The sequence below is a fragment of the Acidimicrobiales bacterium genome (assembly GCA_036399815.1).
Lineage (GTDB): Bacteria > Actinomycetota > Acidimicrobiia > Acidimicrobiales > DASWMK01 > DASWMK01.
Genome location: DASWMK010000185.1, coordinates 53,888 through 67,447 on the forward strand (window position 1 = coordinate 53,888; position 13,560 = coordinate 67,447).

Sequence of the window (13,560 nt, forward strand, 5' to 3'; positions counted from 1 at the left end):
GAGCCCATTTGAGGCACCTGTCTTAGCGTGTGTCAACGATTGATCATGAGGAATTCGGACGCCCCCACGGATCGACCGAGAGCCGCCGCGTCGTCACGTCATGGGGTGAGGAACGGTTGGACGAGGGCGCGCAGCGCGGCCGCGCGCCGCATGACCTCGGTGTGCCTGGTCGCCGGGAGGACGGCGAGCCGGCAGTCGGGGAAGAGGTCGAGCATCTCGGCGGCGTGGTCGAGGCGGACGAAGTCGCGGTCGCCGACGACGAGGAACGTGGGGGCGGTGATGCGCCGGATGTCGTCCGCCGTCCAGCCGGCGAAGTCGTGGACGACGGGCTGCAGGCGCTCGAGGAACGGGAAGAAGCCGTCCGGGTCGGGGGCCACTGCCCGGTAGGAAGCCTGCCAGGCGGCGAACTCGTCCTGGGTCGGCAGGCGAGGGTCGTCCTGCTCGGGGGCGGTGATCTCGGGGTGGTAGCCGTCGGGGCGGATGTGCGAGGCGGCGAGGACGAGGCGGCGCACCTTGGCCGGGTGGCGGAGGGCGAGGCTGGTGGCAGTCAGGGCGCCGAGGCTGAACCCCCAGACGTCGACCGGCCCTCCGCCGGCGACGCGGTCGACCAGCTCGGCGACGTCGTCGGCGAAGCGGTCGATCGACATGGCCCGGCCGGTGTCGGGCGTGTGGCCGTGGCCCTGCAGCTCCACGCCGATCACCCGGCGCCCTTCGGTGAGCCAGGGGAGGACGTCGCCGAAGGTGGCCTGGAACGTGAGGATGCCGCCGTGGAGGGCGACGAGCGGCTGGCCGTGGGGGTCGCCGTGTTCCTCGAACCAGACGGGGACGCCGTCGATCTCTTCGCGAGGCATGCCGTTGCGACGGTGCGGGCCGGGCGGGCTCATCGGCCGGGCGCGCGGGCGTCGACCTGCTCGCCACGGCCGGGAACTCCGCGACGATGGGGCGGTGAGGTGGGAGGCGCTCGAGCAGTGGGGTGACGACGTCGCTCGCATCGAGCCGCTCGCCGGGGGAGTCGCCAACGAGGTGTGGAGCGTGCGGGTCGGCGGGCGGCTCGCCGTCGGTCGCCTCGGCCGCCGCAGCGACGCCGACCTCGCGTGGGAGACCGGGCTGCTGCGCCACCTCGACCGCGAGGGGATGACCGTGCCGGTGCCGATCCCGACGGTCGCCGGCCGGCACTTCGCCGACGGTCTGGTGGTGATGACCTACGTGGAGGGCGGGCCGCCCGAGACGGCGGCCGACTGGCGGCGGGTCGCCGACACGCTCCGCCGGCTGCACCGGCTGACGCTGGGCTGGCCACAGCGCCCGGGCTGGCGGTCGTCGACCGACCTCCTCCATGCCGACACGGGCACGAAGGTCGACCTCGGGGCGATGCCGGCCGACGGCGTCGCCCGATGCCGGGCAGCCTGGGCGCGGCTCGCCGGACGGGCGACGTGCGTGGTCCACGGCGACCCCAATCCCGGCAACATCCGGATCACCAGGGACCGGGTCGGGCTGATCGACTGGGACGAGTCCCACGTGGACGCCCCGGAGCTCGACCTGGCGCTGCCCCACAACGCCGCCGGCCTCGACGACGACGCGTACGACGTCGCTGCGCAGGCGTCGGCCGCGTGGGAGGCCGCCGTCTGCTGGGACGACGAGTTCGCCGTGGCGCGGCTCGCCGAGGTCCGACCGGTCTGACGAGCCGACCGCGGTCGCAGGAGCCCTTCGCCGTCGTCATGCCGAAGGGCCCGGCTGACGAGCGGGGGCGGGCGGTCAGCCGGTCTCGCGCATCCAGCGCTCGGTGGTCTCGACGTCGTCGAGCTCGCTGTTCCACAGGGGCGCCCGGTCGGGGCGGAAGCGGGAGCCGATGGGCACGGAGTACAGCCCGTCCGCGTCGTAGGTGCGCTCGCGCTTCAGGAGCCTGCGGAAGGCGGCGAGGGCGACGTCGACCCGGTCGGTCGGCATGCCCCGGTAGATCCTGCCGGCGAAGATGTCGATGATCGGCGAGCGGTAGCGCTCGTAGGCGAACACCGAGAAGGCGAGCGGGTTCTCCCAGAACACGTCGATGGTGTCCTCGAGGACGTCGAGCGCCTCCTCGACCTCGATCATGTGGTCGGCGAAGCAGTCCCGCCCGGCGGGCGCGCCCGCCTCGAGCCAGGCCAGCCCGGCCTCGACGGCCATCTTGGACTCGCGCAGGGCGATGTAGAGCCCGAACGAGAAGATCGGGTCGATGAAGCGGTGGCTGTCGCCGACGCAGACGTAGCCGGGACCGGCGAAGCGCCGGACCTGGAACGAGTAGTTGGGCACGACGTGGGCCGGCTCGGCGAGCTCGACGCTGGCGGCCCGCTCGGACAGGCCGGGGTTGAGGTCGCGGATCTGGCGCCGGACGAAATCGCTCGGCGTCTCGCCGCTGTCGCGCAGCTCCTGGGCCGGCACGACGATCCCGATGCTCGTCATCTCGTCGTCGATCGGGATGGCCCACGCCCACCGGTACTTGCTCGTGTAGAAGATGTGGGTGTTGCCGCTGGCGTTCTGGCGGTCGCTGTCGTCGCCGCCGTCGAAGTCGGCCACGTGGCCGAACAGGGCGATCTGCTTGTCGTAAGCGCCGACGTACTTGGGCCCGGTCGCCCGCCGGTTGGCGAGGAACGTCGCCTGGCCGGAGCAGTCGAAGGTGAGCGGGGCCTCGACCGCGACCTCGCCGGCCGGCGTCCGCACGACGGCGCCCTTCACGACGCCGTCCTCGACGATGGGCTCGGCGGCCCTGCCCTCGACGACGGTCGCCCCGCGCTCGACCGCCTCCCGCAGGAGCATGTCGTCGAACACCGACCGGCGGACCTGCCAGGTCGTCTGGTCGTGGAGCTGGCCGTCCTCCGCGGACCGGCGCATGACCGGGAGCCACCAGTCCGGCTGGCCCCGGTGGCCGTAGACGACGACGCCGTGCTTGACCGGATGGCCGGCGGCGACCATGCGGTCCCCGAAGCCCAGCTCCCGCACGAGCGCGCCGCACTCGCCGGTCATCGACTCGCCGATGTGGAAGCGGGGGAACCGCTCCCGCTCGACGATCACCGGGCGCACGCCGCGGTCGAGCAGCCGCAGGGCCGCGCTGGCGCCTGCCGGTCCTCCGCCGACGATCAGCACGTCGGCCGTGGTCGTGTCCATCCCGGAGCCATCCCCTCCCGTGAGCGCTCGCCCGCGGAACGATAACGGATGGTTAAGGGACTGCCGCGCCCGCCGGTCGCACGTCGGCCTCGGCGACCGTCGGGCCGGCCGCCGCCCCTGGGAGCGACGCCGAGAACCGGTCGAACAGCGGGCCGGTCATCATCGTGGTGATCAGGGCCATGAGCACCGCCGCGACCTGGAGGCCGCCCGAGATCACCCCGTCCTGGAGGGCGATGAGGGCGACGACGAGCACGAGCAGGCCCCGGCAGTTCATGAGCACGCCGATGACGTTGCCCTCGGCCCACGACAGGCCGCCGAGCCGGGCGAAGCCGGCGCCGGCCAGCCACTTCCCGGCGATCCCGGCCACGAGGAACAGCGTGATGCCGACGACGTAGGAGATGCCGAGCTTCGTGAAGTCGGTGTTGAGGCCCGAGAAGGCGAGGAACACGGGCAGGAGGACGACGAGGGTCAGGTCCCGCAGCTTCTCGCGGAGCTGGGGGAACGTGATCGACCGGGCCGGCAGGACGACCCCGATGAGGAACGCGCCGGGGATGACGTTGATCCCGATGCGGTCGGCGGCGTAGGCCGAGGCGAACACGAGGACGAAGATGATCCCGAACGCCGTCTCGTCCACCCGCCCGGCCGCCTCGATGCGCCGCCCGAGCGGGGCGAGCGCGGGCCGGACGACGAAGAAGACCACCGCGAGGTACACGGCGGCGACGACGAGCGTGGTGGCGATCGAGCCGGCGCTGGCGTCCCTCGCGATCGAGGAGGCGACGGCGACCGTCAGGAACATCAGCACGCTGAGGGCGGCGGTCGAGGCGATCCCGACCGAGCCCATCGGGCTCGTGCTCAGCTTCTTCTCCTGGAGGATGTGGGCCATCACCGGGAACGCCGTGACCGAGAGGATGGCGCCGACCATCAGCGAGAACGCCGTCTGCGACGGCTGGGCGTCGCCGCCGAAGCCGGCCACCCACTTGGCGTCGTAGAGCACCGGCCCGAGCACGAACCCGAGCGCGACGGGCACGGCGATGACCCCGAAGGCGACCAGGCCGATCGCCCTGCCCTTCCCCTTCAGCATGTCGTGGCGGACCTCGGCCCCGACGAGGAACATGTAGAGGATCAGGGCCACCTGGCCGATCACGCCGAGGACGGACTTGGCCTGGGGCGGGAACAGGCAGTTCCCGATGCTGGCGACGACCTCGCTGCCCTCGAGCGAGGCGTCGCAGTGCAGCGGCCCCGGCGGGCTGCCCCACACGAACAGGGTCGGCCCGAGCAGGGTGGGCCCGAGGAGCACGCCGGCCACGATCTCGCCGACGACCGTCGGCTGGCCGAGGCGCCGGGCCAGCGCGCCGAGCGAGCGGGCGACGACCAGGATGACCAGCACGTCGAGCAGCACGAACCCCAGCACCTGCTGGGGCGTGAGCAGTGCAACCACCGGCCGCATGGCGTCCCCTCCCCTTGTCCACGGCGTGGCAGGGCGAGACGGTACAGGGCGGGGCCGCACCGTGCGTGGTACCGCCCGCGCGATGATCGGAATCATGCGGACCGAACGCTCCGACGTCGTCGTGATCGGCGGCGGCCCTGCCGGGTCGACCGTCGCCGCCCACCTCTCGATGCGCGGCCACCGGGTGACCGTGCTCGAGCGGGCCAGGATGCCGAGGGACCACGTCGGCGAGTCGCTGCTCCCGTTCTGCTACCACCTGTTCGAGGAGCTGGGCGTCCTCGACGAGATGAAGCGCCGCTACGTGCGCAAGCCGGGCGTCCGCTTCCTCGACGCCGACGGCACGACCCAGACGACCTACTGCTTCGGGGTCAAGGTCGAGGGCCCGTCCTACCTGTCGTTCCACGTGCTGCGCTCGGAGTTCGACCTGCTGCTGCTCGAGAACGCCGAGCGGCTCGGGGCCGAGGTCCACCAGGAGACGAGGGCCGAGCGGGTCGACTTCGGCTCGGGGCCCGACGACCCCGTGGTCGTCGAGGCCGTCGACGCCGGCGGCGAGCGGCACCGGTTCGTGATCGACGCCAGCGGGCGGGACACCTTCCTCGCCAACCGCCAGAAGACCAAGATCGCCCACAAGGAGCTGGAGCGCACCGCCCTCGGCAGCCACTGGCGGGGCATGGACTACCAGGCCGGCATGGGCGACGGCCTGCTCCAGATCCTCTACACCGGCGGCGAGAAGAAGGGCTGGATCTGGGTGATCCCGCTCGGGCGGGACCGGGTCAGCTGCGGCGCGGTCATGAACACGTCGTACTTCCGGGAGCAGCGGGCCAAGCTCAAGGCAGAGGGCGTCGAGGACTGGATGCAGGCGCTCTACCGCCAGGAGATCATGGCGTCGGCGTTCATCCGCGACATCACGAGGAACGCCGAGCAGTTCTGGCCGGTCGTCCACAACGGCGACTACTCGTACTTCGTCACCGAGAAGTGGGGCGACCGCTTCGCGCTGGTCGGCGACGCCTCGGCCTTCATCGACCCGATCTTCTCGAGCGGCGTCTACCTCGCCATGAACAGCGCCAAGCTGCTGGCCGGCGCCGTGCACGAGTGGCTCGACACCGGGCGCAAGGCCGGCGACGAGGCGCTCGAGGAGGTGTACGGCACGATCGTCGGCGCCTACGAGCTGGTCGACAAGCTGATCCGCCACTTCTACGACCCGGGCGCCATCAACTGGGCCCAGCTCGGCGCGGCGAGCGACCTCCTCCACGAGGAGAAGGAGAAGGCCATGGCCCTCCAGCACCACCTGCTGGCCGGCGACTTCTTCGAGAGCCACGCCCGGTACTCGTCCTTCGTCGACGAGCTGACCGACCCCGTCCTCCTCCGCCGCTACAAGCGCTACGTGCTGGAGCGCAAGGAGTTCCAGACGCCGGAGTGCCCGCCCACCCACGAGCCCGTGTTCCACCCCGAGCTGGCCGAGCACGAGGCCCGCAGGGAGGCGCTCGGCATCTGAGCGCGGCGCCGCCCGCGACCCCTCGACGGGGGGACGGAACGGAGGGCCACCCACAGGGCGAGGACCGGGTCGCCCGGCCACCCGGCGGCCGCGACGGCGAGCTCGACCGACGGGCCCTCGTGCACCCGTCGCCCCGGCCGGGTGGTGCCGTCGAGGGTCGTGCGGAGGGCGGCGTGGCGGGCGGCCACGGCGAGGAGCGCGGACCACAGCGCGCCCTCGTCCGCCGCGCCGGCGAACGGCCCGGCCGACCGGACGACCGGCGGCACCACGCCCGCCCAGGTGGCGGTCGAGCAGCCACGGCTCGGTCTGGTTCGCCGTCAGCCGACGCGGGGCGGCTGCCCACCCGTCATCGCCCCGGCTCGTACCGCGAGGCCCTTCCCGGCCGTCCTGCGCCGTCGCCGCCCGACTGGCCCGCAGGGCGGCCGCGTGGCACCGTCGGCCCCATGACGCCGCAGGGGCAGCGCTTCGCCTTCCGCTACGGGGTGTGGCGGTGGCTGCTCGTCGCCATCGGCATGGGCCCGCGGTGGTCGCACGTGGACCTCGGGCCTGCGGGGCTCGAGGTGCGCATGGGCTGGGCGTTCCGGGCGACCGTCCCCCGGTCCTCGATCGCCGGCGTCGCCCGCCGGCGCGACACGTGGTGGGGCGTCGGCGTGCACGGGGGGCGCGGTCGCTGGCTCGTGAACGGGTCGGTCCGCGGCATCGTCGCCGTCGACGTCGACCCGCCGGTGCGGGCCAGGGTGATCGGCGTCCCCGTGAGGCTCAGGACGCTCCTCGTCAGCCTCGACGACCCCGACGCCTTCCTCGCCGCCGCCGGCTGACCGCACGGCCCTCACGGGCCGTCGTCGTCGACGATCGTGACGATCGACTCGGTGTCGGTGACCACGAAGTCCGGCCCGACGACCCGGACGGGGATCGACACCGTGTCCTCCGCGAGCTCGTCCGGGTCGATGTCCACGGCCATGTAGGCGGTGCGGTCACCGGGCTCGAACCGGAACGACCGGGGGCCCGGGCCGAAGATGCTCTCGACCCTGGCCTCGAGCGCCGAGTCGACCGGTCGGCTGGCGGTGATCGTGAGCCGCGCCCGGACGAAGTCGTCGTCGCCCTCGACCACGGTGACGTCCCCGAGGGCGACGGTGAGGCGGTCGCCGTCGTCGTCGACGAGGTCGACGATCCCGTCGGCGTCGGTGACGGAGCCGGCCGAGGCGCCGGTCAACCGGACGGTGAAGCGGCCGCCGTCGACCTCCTCGTCGCCGTTCACGGTGACCTCGACGGTGCCCGTGCGCGTCCCGGCCGGGATGACGAGCGACCCGTCGGCGGCGACGTAGTCGGCCGGTGCGGTCGCCGTGCCCGCGACGGTCGTCCAGGTGACGGTGACGTCCCTGCGGGCCGGCCTCGAGAGCACGACGGGGACGGCGACCAGGCCGGTGCCGACGTCGCCCTCGTCGGCGGCGACGTCGCCGGCGGCGATCGTGAGCCGGTCCTCGCCGGTGGTCGCGGCGACCACGTGGACGGTGGCGAGCCCGTCCGAGACGGCGAGCCCGGACGGCGGCGCGAACGCGATCGGCAGCGCTTCGTCGTGGTCGAGGTCGGAGGGCGCGAGGAAGATCCCGACGGTCGCGGACGTCGCCCCGGCCGGGAACGTCACGGTGCCCGACCGCGGGCTGGCGTGGACCGCCGCTTGCCGGACCTCCCACGGGACGCTCACCGGGGTCGGCGAGGGGCGGGACAGGCGCACGGGCAGCGCGACCCGGCCGCCGCCGAGGGCGGCCTCGGGGACGGTCACGTCGGGGGCGGAGAAGGCGGCGACCGGCGGGCCGCCGTCGTCGTCGAGGAGGTCGACGCGGCCCTGGCCCACGCCGACGACGGCGCCCGCGACCCCGTCGATCCGGACCGTGAGGAACTCGTCGGGCTCGGCGGTCGTGTCGCCGAGCACCGGGACGCTCAGCTCGCCCTGGGGCTCCCCGGCGGGGATCGTGACCGTCCCCGACGTCGACCGGAAGTCCTCGGGGGCGACGGCCGAGCCGGCCTGCGTCGACCACCGCACGACCACGTCCTCCTCGGCCGCCCGGGACATCGTGATCGGGACGGCGACGGTGGCCCGGCGCTCGTCGCCCTCGTCCACCGCCGCGCCGCCGACCGACAGCGTGGGGAACGAGCGGCCCCGGGGCCGCGTCGGCGTGGCGAACACGTCGGATCGGCCGTTCCCGTCGTCGGGGACGAGCGGCTCGCTGGACTCGAACACCACGACCCGACCGTCGCCGCTCAGCGCCGGCTCGTACCCGCCGGAGGCGTAGGACCCGCCGTCCGGGTCGGAGCTGGCGAACAGCATCGGGTACCGCCGGAGGTCCCTGACGTAGACGTCGACGCCGCAGCACTCGTCGACCGGCGAGATCGGGTCCTGCGTCGCGAGGGCGACCACGGTCCCGTCGTCGGAGACCGACGGCAGGCTCGCCGAGTGACCGGTCCAGGCCGTGTCCCGGCCCTGGGCGTCCACGGTCACCTGCACGGCGGTGCCGGACCGGATGCCGACGGCGAACATGTCGTAGGCCGCGCCGTCGTCGCCGGGAGGGTCGGCGATCACGCCCGCGCTCGTCAGCACGGCCACCGTCCCGTCGCCGCTCAGCGCCGGGGCGTCGCCGCCGACCGCTCGCACGCCCTCGGCGTCGCGGACGACGCTCACCGGGAACGACGTGTGGGTGGCGGTGTCGAAGACGTACGAGTCGCGTTCGTCGTTGGTGTCCCAGACGTGCAGCCGCTCCGAGACCGCGAAGCCGACGAGCGACCCGGTCCCGTCGATCCCACCGACGGCCAGGTCGAACCAGGTGGACCGCACGACCAGCTCCGTCGTGCCCGTCCGCAGGTCGCGGCGCCAGAGGAGCTCGTCGCCCGACTCCTCCTGCGTGGTGAAGGCCACGACCCGCCCGTCGCCGCTCAGCCGGGCGTCGTTCCCGAACACCGTCGTGCCGTCCGGCAGCACCGACACCGCCTCGGTCGTCCCGGCCTCGAGGTCGCGCAGGTACAGCGCGGCCTCCGGCGCCGGGTCGGCGACGAGGTCCGTCGCGCTCGACTGGAACAGGACGTGGCGCCCGTCGCCGCTGATGGCCGGCCGGTCGCTGTCCCCGTTCGCCTGGCCGCCGGCGGTGTCGACGCTCACCCGGGTCGTCGTCCCGAGGAGCCGGTCGCGGAGGAACACGTCGGACTCCCCGGTGTCGCCGGGAACGAGGTCCGACGACGCCGACGCGAACACCACGAACCGCCCGTCGCCGGACACGTCGGGGGCGTACGCGTCCGAGTCGGCGTCACCGCCGGCCAGGTCCACGCTCACCCGCTCGGTGTAGCGGTCGGCCGCCGCCGGAGCGCCGTCGACCAGCGGCACCGTCCCGGCCACGACGACCAGCACCAGCCATCGCGCCCAACCCAGCCGTCGTTGCATGCCGCCGCCCTTTCCCCGGTCGCGGTACGGAGCAGTATGACCGAGTTGCTGGGTTTCGGGCGGGGGCGGCCTCCCCGTTGCCCGCCGGTGCAACCTTGTGCGCGCGGACGGCGTCATGGGGGTGTGCAGGCGGCGGTGGACTCCGGAGCGGGCGGCGGCAGGGCGGTGACGACGTTCGTCGACCTCTACGCCACCGCGTACGGCCCGATGGTGCGGCTCGGGCACCTGCTGACCGGGTCCAACGAGGTCGGCGAGGAGATCGCCCAGGACGCCTTCGGCCGGGCCTACCTCGTGTTCGACACGCTCGACAACCCCGGCGGGTACGTCCGCCGCAGCGTCGTGAACGGGTGCCGCTCCTGGCAGCGGCGCCGGGCCGTCGAGCGGCGGTTCGCCGCCCGCGCCGTCGCGCCGCCGGCCGCCGTGGACCGGGCGCCGTCGGACCTGCTCGACGCCCTCGCCGCCCTGCCGTTCCGCCAGCGCGCCGCGCTCGTGCTGCGGTTCTACGAGGACAGGACGATGGACGAGATCGCGGCGGCGCTCGGGTGCCGCACCGGCACGGCGAAGTCGTTGGTCAGCCGCGGCCTCGCCCGGCTGCGGGAGCAGGTGGAGCGATGACGACCGACCTCGAGCGCCGCCTCCACGACGAGCTGGCCGGCCTGGCCGCGACCACGACGACGGCGCCCGACGCGCTGGAGCGGATCGTCGAGCGGGCCGGGAGGGCCCGGCGTCGCCGCCGGGTGCCGCTCCTCGTGGCCACGGCGGCGGCGGCCGTGCTCGTGGTCGTCGCCGTCGCCGTCGCCCGCCGACCCGACGACGGGGCGCGGGTGACCGCCGAGCTCCCGCCCGCGCCGCCCGCCCTCGTCGGCACGGTGACCGCCGCCGTCCTCACCAATCCCTGCGTCGGGAACTGCGTCGCCGCCGCCGCCCGCTTCGACGTCGCCGACCCCGAGGACCTCGAGCTCCTCGGGCGGGACGGCCGGTGGACGACCGAGCCCGAGTTCGGCCGCGAGGGGCCGGACGCGCTGCCGGACGGCCGCCACCTCGTCGTCGACGACGGCGGCGTCACCGTCGTGGTCGACCCGGCGACCGGCGACGAGCTCTTCGTCGGCAAGGTGACCGTGCAGTCGGCCGACCTCCTGGCCGACGGCCGGGTGGTGATGGTCGCCATCGACCGGGCCACCGACCTCTACCGCGTCGGCGTGGTCGACCCCGACGGCGGTGGCCTCGTGGACCTCCCGATCCCCGACGGCCTCCAGCCCCACGCCGTCGCCGCCGGCCCCGGCGGGTCGTTCGCGGTGCTGGCCGACCGCGAGTCGTGCTGCCTCAACGAGCCGGCGCTCCTCGTCGTCGACCGCGACGGGACCGAGCACGTGCACGACCTGTCCGACGCGCTCGACGGTCGCAGGAACCTCGTCGTCGGCGAGCCCGAGCTGTCGTGGGGGGCCTCCGGGCTGCTCGCCGTGAGCCAGGACCTCGCCGAGCCGTACATCCCCTCGTCGCCGCAGCGCGGGTGGGTCGTGGTGGTCGACCCGGCCACCGGCGACCGGGTGGCGGCGATCGACGGCTGGCAGGGCGTCGCCTGGTCGCCCGACGGGCACGGGCTGCTCCTCGCCCGGCACCTCCGCCCGCGGTCCTCCGAGGTGGCCGTGTTCTGGGGGCCGGGCCTCGCCGAGCGCATCGACCTCGGCGTCGCGCCGCTGCCCGTGCTGCCGCGATCCTGGGCGCCCTGAGGGCCGTGACGGCGCCGACGGGGGGTGCTAGGCCCGGCCGGCGGCGGCGGCGGCGACCACGTCGCGCAGCCGCCCCACGAAGGCGTCGAGGTCGTAGCGCGCCGCGTGCGCCCGCAGCCGGGCCGGGTCCCACGCCGTGCCCGTCAGCCGGTCCACGGCGGCGGCGATGGCGGCCGGCTCGGGCTCGTCGAACAGCACGCCGGTCTCGCCCTCGACGATCGTGTCGAGGAACCCGCCGAAGCGCAGCGCGGCGGTCGGCCGGCCGAAGGCGGCGGCCTCGACCGGCGTCATGCCGAAGTCCTCGTAGGACGCCGTGACGTGGCCGGCGGCGTTGGCGTAGAGCCAGCGCAGCTGGGCGTCCGGCGCGCCCGGCAGCACCGTCACGTTCGCCGTGCGGACGGCCTCGATGCGCCGGAGGAGGGGGCCGCGGCCGACGACGACGAGGCGCAGGTGGGGGAGCGCGGCGAAGGCGGCGACGACCTGGTGCACGTTCTTGTAGGGCAGCATGCGGCCGACGGCGAGGAGGTAGCCGGGCGCCACGCCGGGGACCGGCTCCTGCGTGCCGCCGGGGTCGATCGTGACCGGCGGGGGCAGCAGCACGGCGTCGCGGTCGTAGGCCTCGCGGATCCGGCGCTGGCAGGTGGTGGAGTTGGTGAGGATGACGTCCATCCGCTCGGCCGCCCGGCGGTCCCAGCGCAGCAGGGGGCCGCGGATGGCGCCGACGACGGCCGCCTGCGCCGAGGCGCCGCCCGTGTAGCGGTCGACGGGCTGGTAGAGCCAGCGGGCCGGCGAGTGGCAGTAGCAGACGGTGGCGCCGCCGGTCCGCACGCCGTGGGCCCAGCCCGCGCTGCTGACGAGCACGACGTCGGCCGGGATGCGCAGGGCCGAGAAGGCCGGCGCCATCAGCGGGAAGGCCAGCCGGTGCCAGCGCCGGAGGGGCGGGACCCGGTCGAGGGCCGTCGTGCGCACGTCGGCGTCCCGGAACTCCGGATAGGTGGCCGCCGGCCGATGGACCGACGTGTACACCGGGGCGCCGGGGAAGGCGCGCAGCATGGCGAGGACGACGCGCTCGGCGCCGCCCCGCTGCACCAGGTGGTCGCAGGCGATGGCGACGGTGGGCACGGGCCATCGTCGCGCAGGTTTGCTACCGTCCTGACGAGACTGTCAGGGCCGTAATCGGGAGGGGACCTTGGAGGGGGAGCTCGCACTGCGCGTCGGCGACGCGATGGTGGACGTCGTCGACGTCCGCGACGTCGTCGCGTCGGGCGCCACGCGCGCCGCCGTCGCGCACCGCCTGCGCCTCGCGGTGAAGCGGGTGGTCGACGTCCTCGGGGCGGCCCTGCTCCTCGTCCTCACCCTGCCGCTGACGGTCGCGGCGGCCGCCGCCGTCCGCCTCGCCGACCCCGGGCCGGTCCTGTTCCGCCAGGAGCGGGTCGGGCGGGACGGGCGCCTGTTCACGATCTACAAGTTCCGCACGATGGTCGTCGACCAGGACGCCGTGCTCGACCGGTCGGTGTACGAGGCCCGCGAGCGGGCCGGGCTGCTCACCAAGCTGCCCGGCGACCCCCGGGTGACGAGGATCGGCCGGCTCCTGCGGCGGTCGAGCGTCGACGAGCTGCCCCAGCTCCTCAACGTGCTCAAGGGGGAGATGAGCCTGGTCGGCCCCCGCCCGCTCGTCACCCGCCAGCTCGACCCGTTCCCGGCCATCGCCAGGGAGCGGGCGAAGATGCGGCCGGGGATGACGGGCGCCTGGCAGGTCAGCGACCGGGCGAGGTACGAGAGCGTCGAGTCGATGGCCGACGCCGACCTCGACTACGTGCGCCGGTACCGGCTGTGGCGCGACCTCTGGATCGTCCTGTGCACGCTCCCGGCCTGCTGCCGGAGCGACACGGTGTGACCGGGCCGGCGCGGTCGCGTGTCGAGCGGGCGTTCCGGGGGCATGCCTGTGCCATGCACAAGCTGCTGACGGCCGTCGCCGTCTTCGCCACCGCCGGTGTCCTGCTCGTCTCGCCCGCCTCGGCCGGCGACAACGGGCCGCTCCGGCTCGGAGCCCACATGACCGGCGCCCGTGAGGTGCCCGGCCCCGGTGACCCGGACGGCCGGGGTCGCGCCCAGATGAAGGTCAATGTGGCCGAGGAGCTGTTCTGCTACCAGCTCGACCTGATCGGCCTGTCCGAGGTCGTCGGCGGCCACATCCACATCGGCCAGGTCGAGGAGTCCGGGCCGATCGTGATCGACCTCCAGCTCCCCGAGAACGGCCTCGACGGGTGCGTCCACGCCGGGCGGGCCACGCTGGTGAACATCGCCAGGAACCCGC

At 74.3% G+C, this 13,560-nt stretch carries 12 protein-coding genes; 7 read left to right on the forward strand and 5 right to left on the reverse strand.

All coding sequences use genetic code 11. The annotated features are described in order from the left end of the window. Positions 1–98: 98 nt before the first annotated feature. Positions 99–851, reverse strand: a complete 753-nt coding sequence (locus tag VGB14_14025; GenBank protein HEX9994040.1) for an alpha/beta hydrolase — start codon at positions 849–851, stop codon at positions 99–101. 94 nt (positions 852–945) lie between these two features. On the opposite strand from VGB14_14025, the gene VGB14_14030 reads away from it, so the two are divergent. Then, positions 946–1,677, forward strand: a complete 732-nt coding sequence (locus VGB14_14030) for a phosphotransferase (GenBank protein ID HEX9994041.1) — start codon at positions 946–948, stop codon at positions 1,675–1,677. 75 nt (positions 1,678–1,752) lie between these two features. Here the strand turns inward: VGB14_14030 and VGB14_14035 are convergent, their stop codons facing one another. Continuing rightward, entirely contained in the window at positions 1,753–3,138 is a 1,386-nt protein-coding gene (locus tag VGB14_14035) for a tryptophan 7-halogenase (protein HEX9994042.1), read from the reverse strand. A gap of 52 nt (positions 3,139–3,190) precedes the next feature. Beyond that, the gene (locus tag VGB14_14040; GenBank protein ID HEX9994043.1) at positions 3,191–4,585 is read right to left on the reverse strand and encodes a cation:proton antiporter; all 1,395 of its coding nucleotides are present in this window, start codon (positions 4,583–4,585) and stop codon (positions 3,191–3,193) included. On the opposite strand from VGB14_14040, the gene VGB14_14045 reads away from it, so the two are divergent. Both VGB14_14045 and VGB14_14050 read left to right on the forward strand, forming a co-directional pair. Continuing rightward, on the forward strand, positions 4,584–6,080 hold the full coding sequence (locus VGB14_14045; protein ID HEX9994044.1) for an NAD(P)/FAD-dependent oxidoreductase: 1,497 nt from the start codon (positions 4,584–4,586) through the stop codon (positions 6,078–6,080). The genes VGB14_14040 and VGB14_14045 overlap by 2 nt on opposite strands. Positions 6,081–6,523: 443 nt before the next feature. Next, entirely contained in the window at positions 6,524–6,898 is a 375-nt protein-coding gene (locus VGB14_14050) for a hypothetical protein (GenBank protein HEX9994045.1), read from the forward strand. An 11-nt stretch (positions 6,899–6,909) separates the two neighbouring features. On the opposite strand, the gene VGB14_14055 is transcribed toward VGB14_14050, so the two are convergent. After that, complete coding sequence (locus VGB14_14055; GenBank protein ID HEX9994046.1) at positions 6,910–9,513, reverse strand: Calx-beta domain-containing protein; 2,604 nt, start codon at positions 9,511–9,513, stop codon at positions 6,910–6,912. A gap of 165 nt (positions 9,514–9,678) precedes the next feature. On the opposite strand from VGB14_14055, the gene VGB14_14060 reads away from it, so the two are divergent. Then, complete coding sequence (locus VGB14_14060) at positions 9,679–10,128, forward strand: sigma-70 family RNA polymerase sigma factor (protein ID HEX9994047.1); 450 nt, start codon at positions 9,679–9,681, stop codon at positions 10,126–10,128. Beyond that, entirely contained in the window at positions 10,125–11,243 is a 1,119-nt protein-coding gene (locus VGB14_14065; GenBank protein ID HEX9994048.1) for a hypothetical protein, read from the forward strand. The genes VGB14_14060 and VGB14_14065 overlap by 4 nt, the downstream gene beginning before the upstream one ends. Positions 11,244–11,270: 27 nt before the next feature. Here the strand turns inward: VGB14_14065 and VGB14_14070 are convergent, their stop codons facing one another. Further along, on the reverse strand, positions 11,271–12,365 hold the full coding sequence (locus tag VGB14_14070; protein ID HEX9994049.1) for a glycosyltransferase: 1,095 nt from the start codon (positions 12,363–12,365) through the stop codon (positions 11,271–11,273). A gap of 67 nt (positions 12,366–12,432) precedes the next feature. Between VGB14_14070 and VGB14_14075 the strand changes: the two genes are divergently transcribed. Together VGB14_14075 and VGB14_14080 are read left to right on the forward strand one after the other, a co-directional pair. Further along, positions 12,433–13,140: a sugar transferase gene (locus VGB14_14075; GenBank protein ID HEX9994050.1), complete on the forward strand. Its 708-nt coding sequence runs from the start codon at positions 12,433–12,435 to the stop codon at positions 13,138–13,140. A gap of 53 nt (positions 13,141–13,193) precedes the next feature. Next, positions 13,194–13,560, forward strand: a 367-nt coding sequence (locus VGB14_14080; protein HEX9994051.1) for a CHRD domain-containing protein, incomplete at its 3' end; no start/stop codon positions are given.